Here is a 13,995-nt window from a genome sequence, read left to right as displayed (position 1 = left end):
TTAAAATTGTCAGATCGGCAAAGGTTTCAGACGGCCTTTGCCGATGGTGTTGAAACGGATTATTCGCCGTGGGTCTCTTTAATCAGGCATACTGAGAAAGCCCCCATCAGCAAGACTGCGCCGGCAACCAAGAACATGGTTGCCTGATGGCTGCCCAGCATAGGGAAGAGGACGAAACTCAGCAGCGAAGCGACGATTTGAGGCATACAGATAGAGCCGTTGAACAGACCCAAATAAGTACCCATGTGTTTGCCTGAGAGGGCATTGGTCACAATCGTCAGCGGATAGGTAATGATGCCTGCCCACGCAATGCCGATTAAGGTATAAGACAACACCAGCGCGTATTGGTTGCCGATGAAGAAAACGGAAAAAAAGCCGAGCGCGCCCAAAGCCAAACAGCCGAAATAACCCGCCTTATGGTATTTATTCGGTACTTTTGCCAGAATAAACGAGCAGATAACGGCAGCAATGGATTGTACCGCCGCCAAAACGCCGTACCAGTTGCCTGCTTCCTGATAGCCTACGGAAGAGGCATCGGTTGTTTGCCAAACGTTTTCTGCAATCGCGCCTGCCGAATAAGTCCACATATATTGGAAAGCAAACCAGCAGAAGAATTGTACCAAAGTAACCGTCCAAAACGCTTTAGGCGCGGTTTTCAAAAGTTCGAACCAGTTGGCTTTTTCCTGATTCACAGCGACATCGATGCCGTGATAGCGGGCGTAGGTTTCCGGATCGTATTCTTTGACTTTGAAAATCGTGAACGCACTGGTAATAATCAGTAACGCCGCGCCCACATAGAATGCTACGACCACGGTCTGCGGCACAACGCCTTTTTCGGCCGTGTTCGCCAAACCGATATACGCGAACACAAACGGCAGAATCGCCGCCACAACCGCGCCCGTATTCGCTAAGAAACTTTGAATCCCGTAGGCGTAGCTTTTCTGCTCCTCGTTGACCATGTCGCCGACCATCATCTTAAACGGCTGCATCGCCATATTCGACGACACGTCCAACAGCGCAATCATCAGCGCGCCAAACGACAAAGCCGCCAAAGAAGCGTAGCCAAAACCGAAGCTGCCCGAGTTCGGCATCAGAATCATCACGATAACCGCAATCAGCGTGCCGTAAAGCAGATAGGGCAGGCGGCGGCCGCCCAAGCGCGGCATCCAAGTGCGGTCTGAGTAGTAGCCCACAATCGGCTGAACCAGCATGCCGGCCAGCGGCGGCAGGATGAAAAACCAGCCTAAATTGTGCGGGTCTGCGCCTAGTGTTTGAAAAATTCGGCTCATTTGCGAGCTTTGCAGGGTAAAGGCCGTCTGAACGCCGAGATAGCCGAAGCTCAACATCCAAATCGTGCTTTTTGCCAGTGAGGGCAAACCTTGTTTTGCTGTTTGAGGCGTATATTCCGACATAAGGTAAATCCTTTTTTTGATTTGAAAAGTATTTGCTTTGGAAAATCCGAAATGGTTACCGGTGCGGCAACCCTCTATCATTATTATTTTTTTTGTTTGTCTAATTTCAAAGAGATAGGCGGATTTTATGAATCCTGCCCGATTTTGGCAATATCGGTTCGCGGATAAACTGGCTTAAATCAAATTATCGGTTAAAATGGCCGTCTGAAATTTGTTTGACCGAATCGAGAAAAACCATGTCCCAACAATACGTCTATTCTATGCTGCGCGTGAGCAAGGTTGTGCCGCCGCAGAAAACCATTATTAAAGACATTTCCCTTTCATTTTTCCCCGGCGCGAAAATCGGTTTGCTCGGTTTGAACGGCGCGGGCAAGTCCACCGTTTTGCGGATTATGGCGGGCGTGGATAAGGAATTTGAGGGCGAAGCCGTGCCGATGGGCGGCATTAAAATCGGCTACCTGCCGCAAGAGCCTGAGCTTGATCCTGAGAAAACTGTGCGCGAGGAAGTGGAAAGCGGTTTAGGCGAAGTAGCGGCGGCGCAGAAACGTTTGGAAGAAGTGTATGCCGAGTACGCCAATCCCGATGCGGATTTTGACGCATTGGCGGAAGAACAGGGCCGTTTGGAAGCGATTATTGCGGCCGGTTCGTCCACGGGCGGCGGTGCGGAACACGAATTGGAAATCGCTGCCGACGCGCTGCGCCTGCCTGATTGGGATGCCAAAATCGGCAATCTGTCCGGCGGTGAAAAACGCCGTGTGGCTTTGTGCAAACTCTTGTTGAGCAAACCCGATATGCTGCTGCTGGACGAGCCGACCAACCACTTGGACGCGGAATCGGTCGAATGGCTGGAGCAATTCCTCGTGCGCTTCCCCGGTACAGTCGTTGCGGTAACGCACGACCGCTACTTCCTCGACAACGCAGCCGAATGGATTTTGGAACTCGACCGCGGACACGGTATTCCGTGGAAAGGCAATTACTCGTCTTGGCTGGAGCAGAAAGAAAAACGCTTGGAAAACGAGGCAAAGTCTGAAGCTGCACGCGTGAAAGCGATGAAGCAGGAATTGGAATGGGTGCGCCAGAATGCCAAAGGCCGCCAAGCCAAGTCCAAAGCGCGTTTGGCGCGTTTTGAGGAAATGAGCAACTACGAATACCAAAAACGCAATGAAACGCAGGAAATCTTTATTCCCGTTGCCGAGCGTTTGGGTAACGAAGTAATTGAATTTGTGAATGTTTCCAAATCGTTCGGCGATAAAGTGCTGATTGACGATTTGAGCTTCAAAGTGCCTGCGGGCGCGATTGTCGGCATCATCGGTCCGAACGGCGCGGGTAAATCGACGCTGTTCAAAATGATTGCGGGCAAAGAGCAGCCCGATTCGGGTGAAGTGAAAATCGGCCGAACCGTGAAAATGAGCCTGATTGACCAAAGCCGTGAAGGTTTGCAAAACGACAAAACCGTGTTCGACAACATCGCCGAAGGCCGCGACATTTTGCAGGTTGGGCAGTTTGAAATTCCCGCCCGCCAATATTTGGGACGCTTCAACTTTAAAGGCAGCGACCAAAGCAAAATCGCGGGGCAGCTTTCCGGCGGCGAACGCGGACGTTTACACTTGGCAAAAACCTTGTTGGGCGGCGGCAATGTGTTGCTGCTGGACGAACCGTCCAACGACCTCGACGTAGAAACCCTGCGCGCACTGGAAGACGCATTGCTGGAATTTGCCGGCAGCGTGATGGTGATTTCGCACGACCGCTGGTTCCTCGACCGCATCGCCACGCATATCTTGGCGTGTGAAGGCAACTCCAAATGGGTGTTCTTCGACGGCAACTATCAGGAATACGAAGCCGATAAGAAACGCCGTTTGGGTGAAGAAGGCGCGAAACCGAAACGCATCAAATACAAACCAGTAACGCGTTAACCTCCGAAACAATGCCGTCTGAAAGGCTTTCAGACGGCATTTTTACAAGGCAGCCCCGTTTAAAACAGCATTGCAATCCTCAAGACAATCAAGGTCATCACCGCAGCCGCCATATCGTCCGCCATAATGCCCAAACCGCCGTGCAGATTCTTGTCAAACCAACCGACGGGAGGCGGTTTGAGCGCGTCAAACAGACGGAACAGAACAAATGCCGCCAGCCACCACGTCCACCTGAACGGCACAAACGCCAGCACAAACAGCATGGCGACAATCTCGTCCCAAACAATCCCACCGTGGTCGCTGACACCCGTTTCACGTTCCGCATAAGCGCAAATGCGTATGCCCCACATAAACAGCACGATACACAAAAAAGCCAGCAGCAGCCCGTCTATGCCGAGCAAAATCAGCACAAACGCCAAAGGCAATGCCGCCAAAGTGCCGAATGTACCCGGCGCGAACGGAGCCAGCCCGCTGCCGAAACCGAATGCCAAAAAACACAAGGGACGCTGCCGCAGCCACGCCCAATCAGGTTTAAAATCAGCCAAAATGATCGAATCCTAAAGAATGTAGTTCCAATTCCCTGCCGCCGGCATCTAAAACCTTCAGACGGCATCCTCCGTTGATTTTGCCGATGCGCGTTACCGGTACGCCGCACCGTTCCGCTGCATCAAGCACACGGCTGCGGCAACTTTCCGGCGCGGTAAAAACCAGCTCGTAATCGTCGCCGCCCGCCAAAGTATAAGACAGCCATTGCGCTCGGGGCAAAATATCTTTCAATGCAGATAAAGACGGCAGCGAATCGGCCCAAATTTCCGCCCCCACGCCGGAAGCGGTCAGGATATGCCCCAAATCTTGCGCGAGGCCGTCTGAAACATCCTGCGCCGCCCCGGCAAACGGCAACAGCGCAAGCCCCAGCCCAACCCTTGGTTCAGGACGGAGCAACTTCTGTTCGCACACGGCAAATACATCGTCAGGCAAAACACACTGTTTCAGACGGCAGTTCAAAGCCGCCGCTGCCATACCGACACGCCCCGACACCCAAATATCGTCGCCCGCAACCGCCGCATCACGCCGCAACGCCCTATCCTTCGGCAACTCGCCGACAATGGTTACATTGAACGCCATATCGCCCTTGGTCGTATCGCCGCCGATTAAGGTGATGCCAAACTTTTTTGCCAAACCGAAAAAGCTGCCGCAAAACCGTTTCAGCCATACCTCATCCAATTCTGGCAACGCCGCGCTCAGCAGCACCCAACGCGGTATCGCGCCCATCGCCGCCATATCTGAAATATTGACGGCCAAAACCTTCCAAGCCAAGTCTTCAGGTTTGACATCTGCAAAAAAATGCCTGTCCTTCAAAAGCATATCCGCACTGAAACACAAATCGAAGCCTTCACGCGGGCGGACAATCGCCGCATCGTCGCCTATACCCAATACGACATCCTTATCCGTGCCTGTTTGCAAATACCGTTTGATGAAGTCGAATTCTTTCATGTCGCAAAATGTCCGAACGCACCGCCATGTTGATTTTTATTGATCTGCTGTATTTTACGCAGTACCGCACATAAAACGCAGCACCGCGTACAGCACTGATTTGAGAGAGTTTGTTCCCTCACAAACAAATCCAAATTCTATCGCCTTCAAAACCGGAGTTTCAAGCACCAGGAAGATTTTGATGAAGCATAAACCCTACCCCATATTCTGACAATAACCGTTTCCGCAAGCATCCTAAAAACAAACCCCGCAAAAGCGGGGTTTGTTTTGTTTCATCAGAACCGATTAAAGTTTGATACATAAACCTCTTCTCTTATACAAAAGAGGAATCCAACCCTACCCATCGGCAAGATGCTTTTAAAGCTTATTGTTGGGTGTGAACATGAGCCGGAGCAACCTGACGGGTTACGATGCTGCGGATTTTCACGTCAACACGGCGGTCAGGTTCGATACATGCAATCAGAGCCTCACGTTTCTTGGCTTTAGAGGCTTTTGCACCCAGTTTGGCAACTTCAGCTTCACAAACTTGAGTCATTTGCGCTTGAGATTCGCCCAAGCCGACAGCAGAAGTTTTAGAGGCAGGCACACCGTTGCTGACCAAGTAGTTTGCCACTACGTTGGCGCGGCGTTCGGACAGGGCCTGGTTGTATTTTTCAGAACCCATGAAGTCGGTATGACCTTCAACACGTACGGATTGTACGTTGGTTTGACCCAGGCGTTGCGCCAATACCTTCAGGTTGTCTTGGGCTTCGGCACGCAGTACGTCTTTGTCGAAACCGAACAGGGTTTTGGCAGACAGGGAAACGGTTTCGTCAACATATTGCGGAGCCTGCTCTACAACAGCAACAGGAGCCGGTTCAACTGCATCGCCGCACTCTACGCGACCTTGGGTCGCTTTGTCGAAGTAGGTGTTTTTCCAGCATTCGCCGTAGTTGTTGCGTACGACTTCTTGTGATTGGCCACTCACGGTATAACCGTGGATATGGGCTTCGCTCGCCATAGCAGTGCCGGAAGCGAGCAATGCAACGAATAATGCGCTTAATTTCAGCTGTTTGGTCATTTTATTCCCTCATTAAATTTGTACAGCAGATACAGGAGCAACTGCTGAATTGCCAACATACAGGCCGCTGTAGAAACATGGCGGCAAATCGGATATTTCAGTCTCCACTATAAAGAAGCAGGGGGCGGACTGTCAATACTCAACGCCTGAAAACAACCGTAAAACAGCCTGTTTCCTAATCGTCTATCATGCCGAAAAATCAATTCCGTGTCATTACTTTAGGGGGATTTTTTCCATATCGCACGATTGCCGTTGCACAAAAACAACAAACACAACGGCAAAGCCCCATACCGTACCGGCAAGAAAATATGATAAATTATAAACAATGTTCAGCCACCCGACACAGATCCACACCGACCCGCCATGAAATTACAACAATTGAAATACGCCTTAGAAGTTTACCGGCACAACCTGAACGTTTCCGAAGCGGCCGAGGCCTTATTCACATCACAACCCGGCATCTCCAAACAAATCAAATTGCTGGAAGAAGAAATCGGCATTCAGATTTTTATCCGCAGCGGCAAGCGCGTGGTTTCGGTCTCGCAGCCGGGCAAGGTGGTTTTGGATATTGCGGAACGTATTTTGCGCGATGTTCAGAACATTAAAAATATCGGCAGCGAGTTTACCGGACACGACAGCGGCTCGCTGACGGTTGCCACGACGCATACTCAGGCACGCTATGCCCTGCCCTTGATTGTTGCCGATTTTGTGAAACGCTATCCGAAAGTCAATCTGACCATCAAACAGGGAAGCCCTGCCGCCATCGCACGTATGGTTACCTCCGGCGAGGCGGATTTGGCGATTGTTACGGAACGGATAGACGACCACCCCGAATTGGGAAGACTTTCCTGCTACGACTGGACACACGCGGTGATTGTGCCGAACGACCATCCGCTGCTCGAATGCAGGAATCCCCTCCGCATTGAAGATTTGGCGAGGTTTCCGCTGATTACTTATGAATTTGCATTCAATGCGGGCAGCAGCATCGCGCGGGCATTCGCCAAAGCCTGTTTGGAACGGCCGGATGTCGCATTGGCGGCGGCGGATACGGACGTATTAAAAACTTACGTACGCTTGGGTTTGGGTGTGGGATTGATGGCAAAGATGGCCTACAACCCGGATACGGATGGGGATTTGCAGCTTGTGGATGCGGCACACCTGTTCGAGCCGTCGCCGACGTGGATTGCTTTGCGCAGCGATACTTATTTGCGCGGATATGCCTACGACTTTATCCAAGCGTTTGCGCCGCACCTGACACGCGAGAAGGTGGACAGGATTCTGTACACGCCCATCAGCGAGGATTTTTCGATTTAGGCGGCTGCCGGTTTTCAGACGGCATTTTGCGGCAGATAAAACAAACAGGGCAGATGTTTTCGTCTGCCCTGTGTTTATTGAGAATGCCGTCTGAAATGCTCGTACAGGTTAATCAAATGGCGTGCGAACAACCGGATACCATTTTTTTCAGCACTTGCAGATTGAGAATCTTGATGTGTTTGTGTTCGACGGAAATCAATCCTTCCTGATGGAACTTGGACAATGTGCGGCTGACGGTTTCGAGTTTCAGCCCGAGATAGCTGCCGATTTCTTCGCGGGACATTCTTAAGATGAAGTCGTTGGCGGCGAAACCGCGCGAGTAGAGCCTTTGGGAAAGGTTCAGCAGGAAGGCGGCAATCCTCTCTTCTGCACGCATATTACCCAAAAGCAACATCACGCCCTGATCGCGCACAATTTCGCGGCTCATCATGCGGAAAAAGTGGGTACGCAGGCTGGGGATGTTCTGCCCCAGTTCTTCGATGTGGGTAAACGGCAGCTCGCATACCTCGCTGTCTTCCAAGGCGACCGCATCGCAACTGTGCACATGGGAACAGATGCCGTCCATGCCGATGAGTTCGCCCGACATAAAGAAACCCGTTACCTGATCGCGGCCGTCCTGACTGGCGACGGTTGTTTTGAAGAAGCCCGAACGGATGGCAAAGAGCGAGGTAAAGGCTTCGCCGGCACGGAACAGGTATTCGCCTTTTTTCAGGCGGCGGCTTTGGCGGATGACGGCATCGAGTTGGCTGAACTCGTTGGGCAGCAATCCGACAGGCAGACAAAGTTCCCGCAAAGAACAGGAAGAACACAAGGTTTTCATCTGATGTGTAGTATTATGCGAAGCCATACCGTACCTTTTCGTGTGTTTTGCCCCATCCCGATTATGTGCTTGTTGACACATATCAAGACAGGTTTATCATACTGTGGCATTCTACCAAACTATCCAAAATTTGACTAACATCATAAAACCGCACACACACCATGAAAATTATTCAGATACAGAACAATCACAATGTAAACGATGACCGCCCCGAGTTTGACCGCGAACTGATTGCCAGCCTGCCCGCCAGCGGCCCGCGCTACACTTCCTACCCTACCGCCGACCGTTTCCACGATGGTTTCCGCGAAGGCGAATATATCAAAGCTTTACATTTGCGCGGTATGGGCGCGTTAAACAAACCGCTTTCCCTTTACATTCACATTCCGTTCTGCAACACCATCTGCTACTACTGCGGCTGCAACAAAATCATCACCAAAGACAAAAGCCGTGCCGATGCCTACATCGAATATCTTGAAAAAGAAATGGAACTGCTAGCCCCGCATCTGAACGGACGGCACCAGCTTGCCCAACTGCACTTCGGTGGCGGCACGCCGACCTTTTTGAGCGACGAACAGATCGAACGCGTCTTCCGTATGATACGCAAACATTTCGAACTGATACCGTCCGGCGAATACTCCATCGAAATCGACCCGCGCAAAGTCAGCCGCGACACCGTCCTCATGCTCGGCAGGCTCGGCTTCAACCGCATGAGCGTCGGCATTCAGGATTTCGACCCCAAAGTGCAGGCGGCGGTCAACCGCATCCAAAGCTACGACGAAACCAAAGAAGTCATCGATGCCGCCCGTGAGGCAGGGTTCAAATCCGTCAGCGTCGATTTGATTTACGGTCTGCCGCACCAGACTTCCGAAAGCATCAAAACCACCATCGATACCGTTTTGTCGCTCGACCCCGACCGCCTCGCCCTTTACCACTACGCCCACCTGCCGCACGTGTTCAAACCGCAACGCCGCATCGATACCGCCGCCGTCCCCGACAGCGAAGAGAAGCTCGATATGCTGCAATACTGCGTCCAAACCCTGACAGAGCGCGGCTACGTCTTCATCGGCATGGACCATTTCGCCAAACCTGACGACGAACTCTCCATCGCCCTCAAAGAAGGCTTCCTCCAGCGCAACTTCCAAGGCTATTCGACCTACGCGGATTGCGATTTGGTCGCCATCGGCGTGTCGTCCATCGGTAAAATCGGCAACACCTATTCCCAAAACGAACGCGACATCGATGCCTACTATGCCGCCATCGACGAAGGCAGACTGCCCATCATGCGCGGCTACCAGCTGAATCAGGATGACATCCTGCGCCGCAGCATCATTCAGGATTTGATGTGCCGCTTCGCGCTCGACTACCGTGTTTACGAAGACATATTCGGTATCCCGTTCGACCGTTACTTCAAAGACGAACTGGCGGATTTGGAAAAACTCGCCGGTTTGGGATTGGTGCGCCTGAACAGCCACGGGCTGACCGTTACCCCGAAAGGACGCTTCCTCATCCGCAACATCGCCATGGTCTTCGACTACCACCTGCGCCATAAAGAAACCAAAGCGAAATATTCGCAAACGGTGTGATTGCGGCTAACGTACAAATGCCGTCTGAAAGGCTTTTTCAGACGGCATTTTGCTGCCGGCAGGATAAGTGTTTTCAAGAACAGGCGGCGGCATATCATAACGTTCCGCACCTTTGTATCCGACCGTTCCGAAACCGAGATATAGCGGATTAACAAAAATCAGGACAAGGCGACGAAGCCGCAGACAGTACAAATAGTACGGAACCGATTCACTCGGTGCTTCAGCACCTTAGAGAATCGTTCTCTTTGAGCTAAGGCGAGGCAACGCCGTACTGGTTTTTGTTAATCCGCTATACCAAACGGCATATCCCGACAGAACAGATTGTGCATAAGGCACAAGCCCGCACATTCCATCAACAAAATGCCGTCTGAACACGGGTTCAGACGGCATCAGTATTTTACAATCAGAATACTGCCTGTAAAACCAAGTAGCAGACAACCGACAATACGGCGGCGGCAGGCAGGGTAATGACCCACGCCAAACCGATGGGCTTCATCAGTTTCCAGTTGGCATTGCGGTTGACCAAACCGATACCGAGTACCGCGCCGACCAAGATATGCGTACTGGAAACAGGCAGCCCCATCAGCGACGCGCCCATCACGACGGATGCGGCGGACAGTTCGGCGGTAAAGCCCGAGGCGGGATGCATTTCCGCCAAACTCGTACCGACGGTTTTAATCACCTCTTTACCGACAAACCACAAACCGACAATCAGCGCGATACCGAAAGTCAGCATCGCAATCGGAGGAACGGCATTTTGCGCGGCAACGCTGTTCGTCCGCAAAACATCCATAATCGCGGCAAACGGACCAATGGCGTTGGCAATATCGTTCGCCCCGTGGCTGAATGCGAAACCGCAGGCGGTAAAGACCTGCATCCATGAAAACATCTGAAAGGTCGATTTGCCCAAATCTTTACGCTTGAGGCTTTTTGCAAAAACAAACGTACCCATCCACACCGCCGCGCCTATCATAAAGATAGTCAGGAAGCTGTTGACGTTGCTCATCCCCAAATGTAGGTTTTTCAAGCCCTTGAAAATCAGCATAGCGGAAATCATCATCGCGCCGAACGAAGCGATGAAGGGAACCCACGAATGCAGCGCCTTGTAAGAATCGACATTGTCTTTGCGGTTGTCGAACACATACAGCCCCCGATAATACTCGGATTGCAGCTCTTGTGGATCGAATTCGGGCTCGTCGTAAATTTGCGCGTCGTGCGCCATTTTGGTGGCGTACTCGACTTTTTCGGCTTCGGACAAACCCTCGAAAAACAGGCGGTGCTGTTCTTTATACGCCTTTTTCTCCTGCTTGATGCCCTTGAGCGTGCCTTCGGCCCAAGCATTGTAATCTAAGACATTTTTCTTAACGCGGGAAAACAGGAAATAGGAAACCGCACCGCCCAAAACAGGCGACAGCACCCAAGATATCCCGATTTCTCCCAATTTTCCCCACTGAATCAACGTTCCCCAGTCGGCATGGTTCATAACCGCCATACACAACGCACTGCCGACGATGCCGCCGATAATCGCGTGCGTCGTCGAAACCGGCAGGCCTTTGTGGGACGCGAACAGCAGCCACAACGCCGCCGCCAAGAGTGCAGACATCATGATAAACACAAACTGCATGGGCTCGAGGTTCATACCGTTCAAATCGACGATGCCTTTGCGTATGGTATCGGTTACCTCACCGCCCGCGATGACCGCGCCGCTGACTTCAAATACCGCGGCAATCAGCAAAGCCTGCGGAATGGTCAGCGTGCCGGAACCGACGCTGGTGCCGAAAGAATTGGCAATATCGTTGCCGCCGACATTAAACGCCATAAACACGCCGAACATGGTGGCGATGATGAAAAGCACGCTGTTATTGTAGTGGGTATAACCCAAACCCCAATAGATAAAATAGCCGACTATGCCTACCAGCATGGCGGCAAAGACGGCGTTAATCAGTTTCAAGTTCGCACTCATTTGAGTTTGAGCCATGGAAGATTCCTTAGTGAACACAGAAGGGTTTTCGCGGATATTGTAACCTTTTGCAATCCGTCTTGAAACATTTATTTACACTGCGGCAGCAAATCGGTATAGGTGCGCCAATACACGTTAAAATGGCGTTTTGCACCAGTTTGGGAGTGATGATGGAAACACAGCTTTACATCGGCATCATGTCGGGAACCAGCATGGACGGGGCGGATGCCGTACTGATACGTATGGACGGCGGCAAATGGCTGGGCGCGGAAGGGCACGCCTTTATACCCTACCCTGACCGGTTGCGCCGCAAATTGCTGGATTTGCAAGACACAGGCACGGACGAACTGCACCGCAGCAGGATTTTGTCGCAAGAACTCAGCCGCCTATATGCGCAAACCGTCGCCGAACTGCTGTGCAGTCAAAACCTCGCGCCGTACGACATTACCGCCCTCGGCTGCCACGGGCAAACCGTCCGACACGCGCCGGAACACGGTTACAGCATACAGCTTGCCGATTTACCGCTGCTGGCGGAACGGACGCGGATTTTTACCGTCGGCGACTTCCGCAGCCGCGACCTTGCTGCCGGCGGACAAGGTGCGCCGCTCGTCCCCGCCTTTCACGAAGCCCTGTTCCGCGACGACAAAGAAACACGCGTGGTACTGAACATCGGCGGGATTGCCAACATCAGCGTACTTCCGCCCGACGCACCCGCCTTCGGCTTCGACACGGGGCCGGGCAATATGCTGATGGACGCGTGGACGCAGGCACACTGGCAGCTTCCTTACGACAAAAACGGTGCAAAGGCGGCACAAGGCAACATCTTGCCGGGCCTGCTCGGCAGGCTGCTCGCCCACCCGTATTTCGCACAAGCCTACCCCAAAAGCACGGGGCGCGAACTGTTTGCCCTAAATTGGCTCGAAACCTACCTTGGCGGCGGCGAAAACCGATACGACGTATTACGGACGCTTTCCCGTTTTACCGCGCAAACCGTTTGCGACGCCGTCTCACACGCAGCGGCAAATGCCCGTCAAATGTATATTTGCGGCGGCGGCATCCGCAATCCTGTTTTAATGGCGGATTTAGCAGAATGTTTCGGCACACGCGTTTCCCTGCACAGCACCGCCGAACTGAACCTCGATCCGCAATGGGTGGAGGCCGCCGCATTTGCGTGGTTGGCGGCGTGTTGGATTAATCGCATTCCCGGTAGTCCGCACAAAGCAACCGGCGCATCCAAACCGTGTATTTTGGGCGCGGGATATTATTATTGAGCGCAAATGCCGTCTGAAAGCCCGTTCCGCCGTTCAGACGGCATTTTCGCCCCTTTTGTTTACAAAATCTTAAAATCCCCTTACACTCAAACCCGTTCAAAACAAAACAAACCCTGCCATGAAAATCCTGCTCCTCCTCATCCCCTTCGTCCTCACCGCCTGCGGCACACTGACAGGCATTCCCGCCCACGGCGGCGGCAAACGCTTTGCCGTCGAACAGGAACTCGTCGCCGCATCGTCCCGCGCCGCCGTCAAAGAAATGGATTTGTCCGCCCTGAAAGGACGCAAAGCCGCCCTTTACGTCTCCGTTATGGGCGACCAAGGTTCGGGCAACATAAGCGGCGGACGCTACTCTATCGACGCACTGATACGCGGCGGCTACCACAACAACCCCGAAAGTGCCACCCAATACAGCTACCCCGCCTACGACACTACCGCCACCACCAAATCCGACGCGCTCTCCAGCGTAACCACTTCCACATCGGTCTTAAACGCCCCCGCCGCCGCCCTGACTAGAAACAGCGGACGCAAAGGCGAACGCTCCGCCGGACTATCCGTCAACGGCACGGGCGACTACCGCAACGAAACCCTGCTTGCCAATCCCCGCGACGTTTCCTTCCTGACCAACCTCATTCAAACCGTCTTCTACCTGCGCGGCATCGAAGTCGTACCGCCCGAATACGCCGACACCGACGTATTCGTAACCGTCGACGTATTCGGCACCGTCCGCAGCCGTACCGAACTACACCTCTACAACGCCGAAACCCTTAAAGCCCAAACCAAGCTCGAATATTTCGCCGTCGACCGCGACAGCCGGAAACTGCTGATTGCCCCTAAAACCGCCGCCTACGAATCCCAATACCAAGAACAATACGCTCTCTGGATGGGACCTTACAGCGTCGGCAAAACCGTCAAAGCCTCAGACCGCCTGATGGTCGATTTCTCCGACATTACCCCCTACGGCGACACGACCGCCCAAAACGTCCCGACTTCAAACAAAACAACGGTAAAAACCCCGATGTCGGCAACGAAGTCATCCGCCGCCGCAAAGGAGGATAAACCGTGAAACCGCTGCGAAGACTGACAAACCTCCTTGCCGCCTGCGCCGTAGCGGCGGCCGCACTCATACAGCCCGCCCTCGCGGCGGACTTGGCGCAAGACCCGTTCA

General features: G+C 52.9%; 10 protein-coding genes and 1 pseudogene. 5 read left to right on the top strand and 6 right to left on the bottom strand.

What is annotated here, in order from left to right; genetic code table 11:
- Positions 1-59 precede the first annotated feature (59 nt).
- Positions 60-1,412, bottom strand: coding sequence for an SLC45 family MFS transporter (locus DBY86_RS11730; protein WP_107820105.1), 1,353 nt, complete (start codon positions 1,410-1,412; stop codon positions 60-62).
- A gap of 236 nt (positions 1,413-1,648) precedes the next feature.
- On the opposite strand from DBY86_RS11730, the gene ettA reads away from it, so the two are divergent.
- Complete coding sequence (gene ettA / locus DBY86_RS11725) at positions 1,649-3,325, top strand: energy-dependent translational throttle protein EttA (protein ID WP_107820091.1); 1,677 nt, start codon at positions 1,649-1,651, stop codon at positions 3,323-3,325.
- 59 nt (positions 3,326-3,384) lie between these two features.
- On the opposite strand, the gene DBY86_RS11720 is transcribed toward ettA, so the two are convergent.
- The 3 genes from DBY86_RS11720 to DBY86_RS11710 all read right to left on the bottom strand — a co-directional run bounded on the left by DBY86_RS11720 (position 3,385) and on the right by DBY86_RS11710 (position 5,879).
- A complete protein-coding gene (locus tag DBY86_RS11720) occupies positions 3,385-3,870 on the bottom strand; it encodes a phosphatidylglycerophosphatase A family protein (protein ID WP_107820090.1) in 486 nt (161 codons plus the stop codon).
- Positions 3,863-4,819 carry a thiamine-phosphate kinase gene (thiL, locus tag DBY86_RS11715; protein WP_107820089.1) on the bottom strand — a complete coding sequence of 319 codons (957 nt, stop codon included), beginning with the start codon at positions 4,817-4,819 and terminating at the stop codon, positions 3,863-3,865. The genes DBY86_RS11720 and thiL overlap by 8 nt, the downstream gene beginning before the upstream one ends.
- 364 nt (positions 4,820-5,183) lie before the next feature.
- The gene (locus tag DBY86_RS11710; protein ID WP_025458266.1) at positions 5,184-5,879 is read right to left on the bottom strand and encodes an OmpA family protein; all 696 of its coding nucleotides are present in this window, start codon (positions 5,877-5,879) and stop codon (positions 5,184-5,186) included.
- A gap of 363 nt (positions 5,880-6,242) precedes the next feature.
- Between DBY86_RS11710 and DBY86_RS11700 the strand changes: the two genes are divergently transcribed.
- Positions 6,243-7,193: a CysB family HTH-type transcriptional regulator gene (locus DBY86_RS11700; RefSeq protein ID WP_107820087.1), complete on the top strand. Its 951-nt coding sequence runs from the start codon at positions 6,243-6,245 to the stop codon at positions 7,191-7,193.
- A 112-nt stretch (positions 7,194-7,305) separates the two neighbouring features.
- On the opposite strand, the gene fnr is transcribed toward DBY86_RS11700, so the two are convergent.
- Positions 7,306-8,040: a fumarate/nitrate reduction transcriptional regulator Fnr gene (fnr, locus tag DBY86_RS11695; protein ID WP_025456583.1), complete on the bottom strand. Its 735-nt coding sequence runs from the start codon at positions 8,038-8,040 to the stop codon at positions 7,306-7,308.
- A 134-nt stretch (positions 8,041-8,174) separates the two neighbouring features.
- Here fnr and hemN point away from each other — a divergent pair, with 134 nt between their 5' ends.
- Positions 8,175-9,596: an oxygen-independent coproporphyrinogen III oxidase gene (gene hemN / locus DBY86_RS11690; protein ID WP_107820086.1), complete on the top strand. Its 1,422-nt coding sequence runs from the start codon at positions 8,175-8,177 to the stop codon at positions 9,594-9,596.
- A 403-nt stretch (positions 9,597-9,999) separates the two neighbouring features.
- Here hemN and DBY86_RS11675 read toward each other — a convergent pair whose 3' ends face one another.
- The gene (locus DBY86_RS11675) at positions 10,000-11,574 is read right to left on the bottom strand and encodes an inorganic phosphate transporter (protein WP_107820083.1); all 1,575 of its coding nucleotides are present in this window, start codon (positions 11,572-11,574) and stop codon (positions 10,000-10,002) included.
- A gap of 152 nt (positions 11,575-11,726) precedes the next feature.
- Here DBY86_RS11675 and DBY86_RS11670 point away from each other — a divergent pair, with 152 nt between their 5' ends.
- On the top strand, positions 11,727-12,827 hold the full coding sequence (locus DBY86_RS11670; RefSeq protein ID WP_199901103.1) for an anhydro-N-acetylmuramic acid kinase: 1,101 nt from the start codon (positions 11,727-11,729) through the stop codon (positions 12,825-12,827).
- 118 nt (positions 12,828-12,945) lie between these two features.
- A pseudogene (gene mafA / locus DBY86_RS11660) lies at positions 12,946-13,886 on the top strand (adhesin MafA).
- Positions 13,887-13,995: the final 109 nt, after the last annotated feature.

Origin of the sequence: Neisseria bergeri, assembly GCA_003044455.1 — a bacterium.
Classification (GTDB): domain Bacteria; phylum Pseudomonadota; class Gammaproteobacteria; order Burkholderiales; family Neisseriaceae; genus Neisseria; species Neisseria bergeri.
This window is presented reverse-complemented; position numbering and strand designations above follow the sequence as displayed.

Bases quoted from the DNA above. Each gene is read 5' to 3' on its own strand.
- DBY86_RS11730 (WP_107820105.1), bottom strand. From the start codon at position 1,412: ATGTCGGAATATACGCCTCAAACAGCAAAACAAGGTTTGCCCTCACTG.
- DBY86_RS11710 (WP_025458266.1), bottom strand. From the start codon at position 5,879: ATGACCAAACAGCTGAAATTAAGCGCATTATTCGTTGCATTGCTCGCT.
- hemN (WP_107820086.1), top strand. From the start codon at position 8,175: ATGAAAATTATTCAGATACAGAACAATCACAATGTAAACGATGACCGC.
- ettA (WP_107820091.1), top strand. From the start codon at position 1,649: ATGTCCCAACAATACGTCTATTCTATGCTGCGCGTGAGCAAGGTTGTG.
- thiL (WP_107820089.1), bottom strand. From the start codon at position 4,819: ATGAAAGAATTCGACTTCATCAAACGGTATTTGCAAACAGGCACGGAT.
- DBY86_RS11700 (WP_107820087.1), top strand. From the start codon at position 6,243: ATGAAATTACAACAATTGAAATACGCCTTAGAAGTTTACCGGCACAAC.
- DBY86_RS11675 (WP_107820083.1), bottom strand. From the start codon at position 11,574: ATGGCTCAAACTCAAATGAGTGCGAACTTGAAACTGATTAACGCCGTC.
- DBY86_RS11670 (WP_199901103.1), top strand. From the start codon at position 11,727: ATGGAAACACAGCTTTACATCGGCATCATGTCGGGAACCAGCATGGAC.
- fnr (WP_025456583.1), bottom strand. From the start codon at position 8,040: ATGGCTTCGCATAATACTACACATCAGATGAAAACCTTGTGTTCTTCC.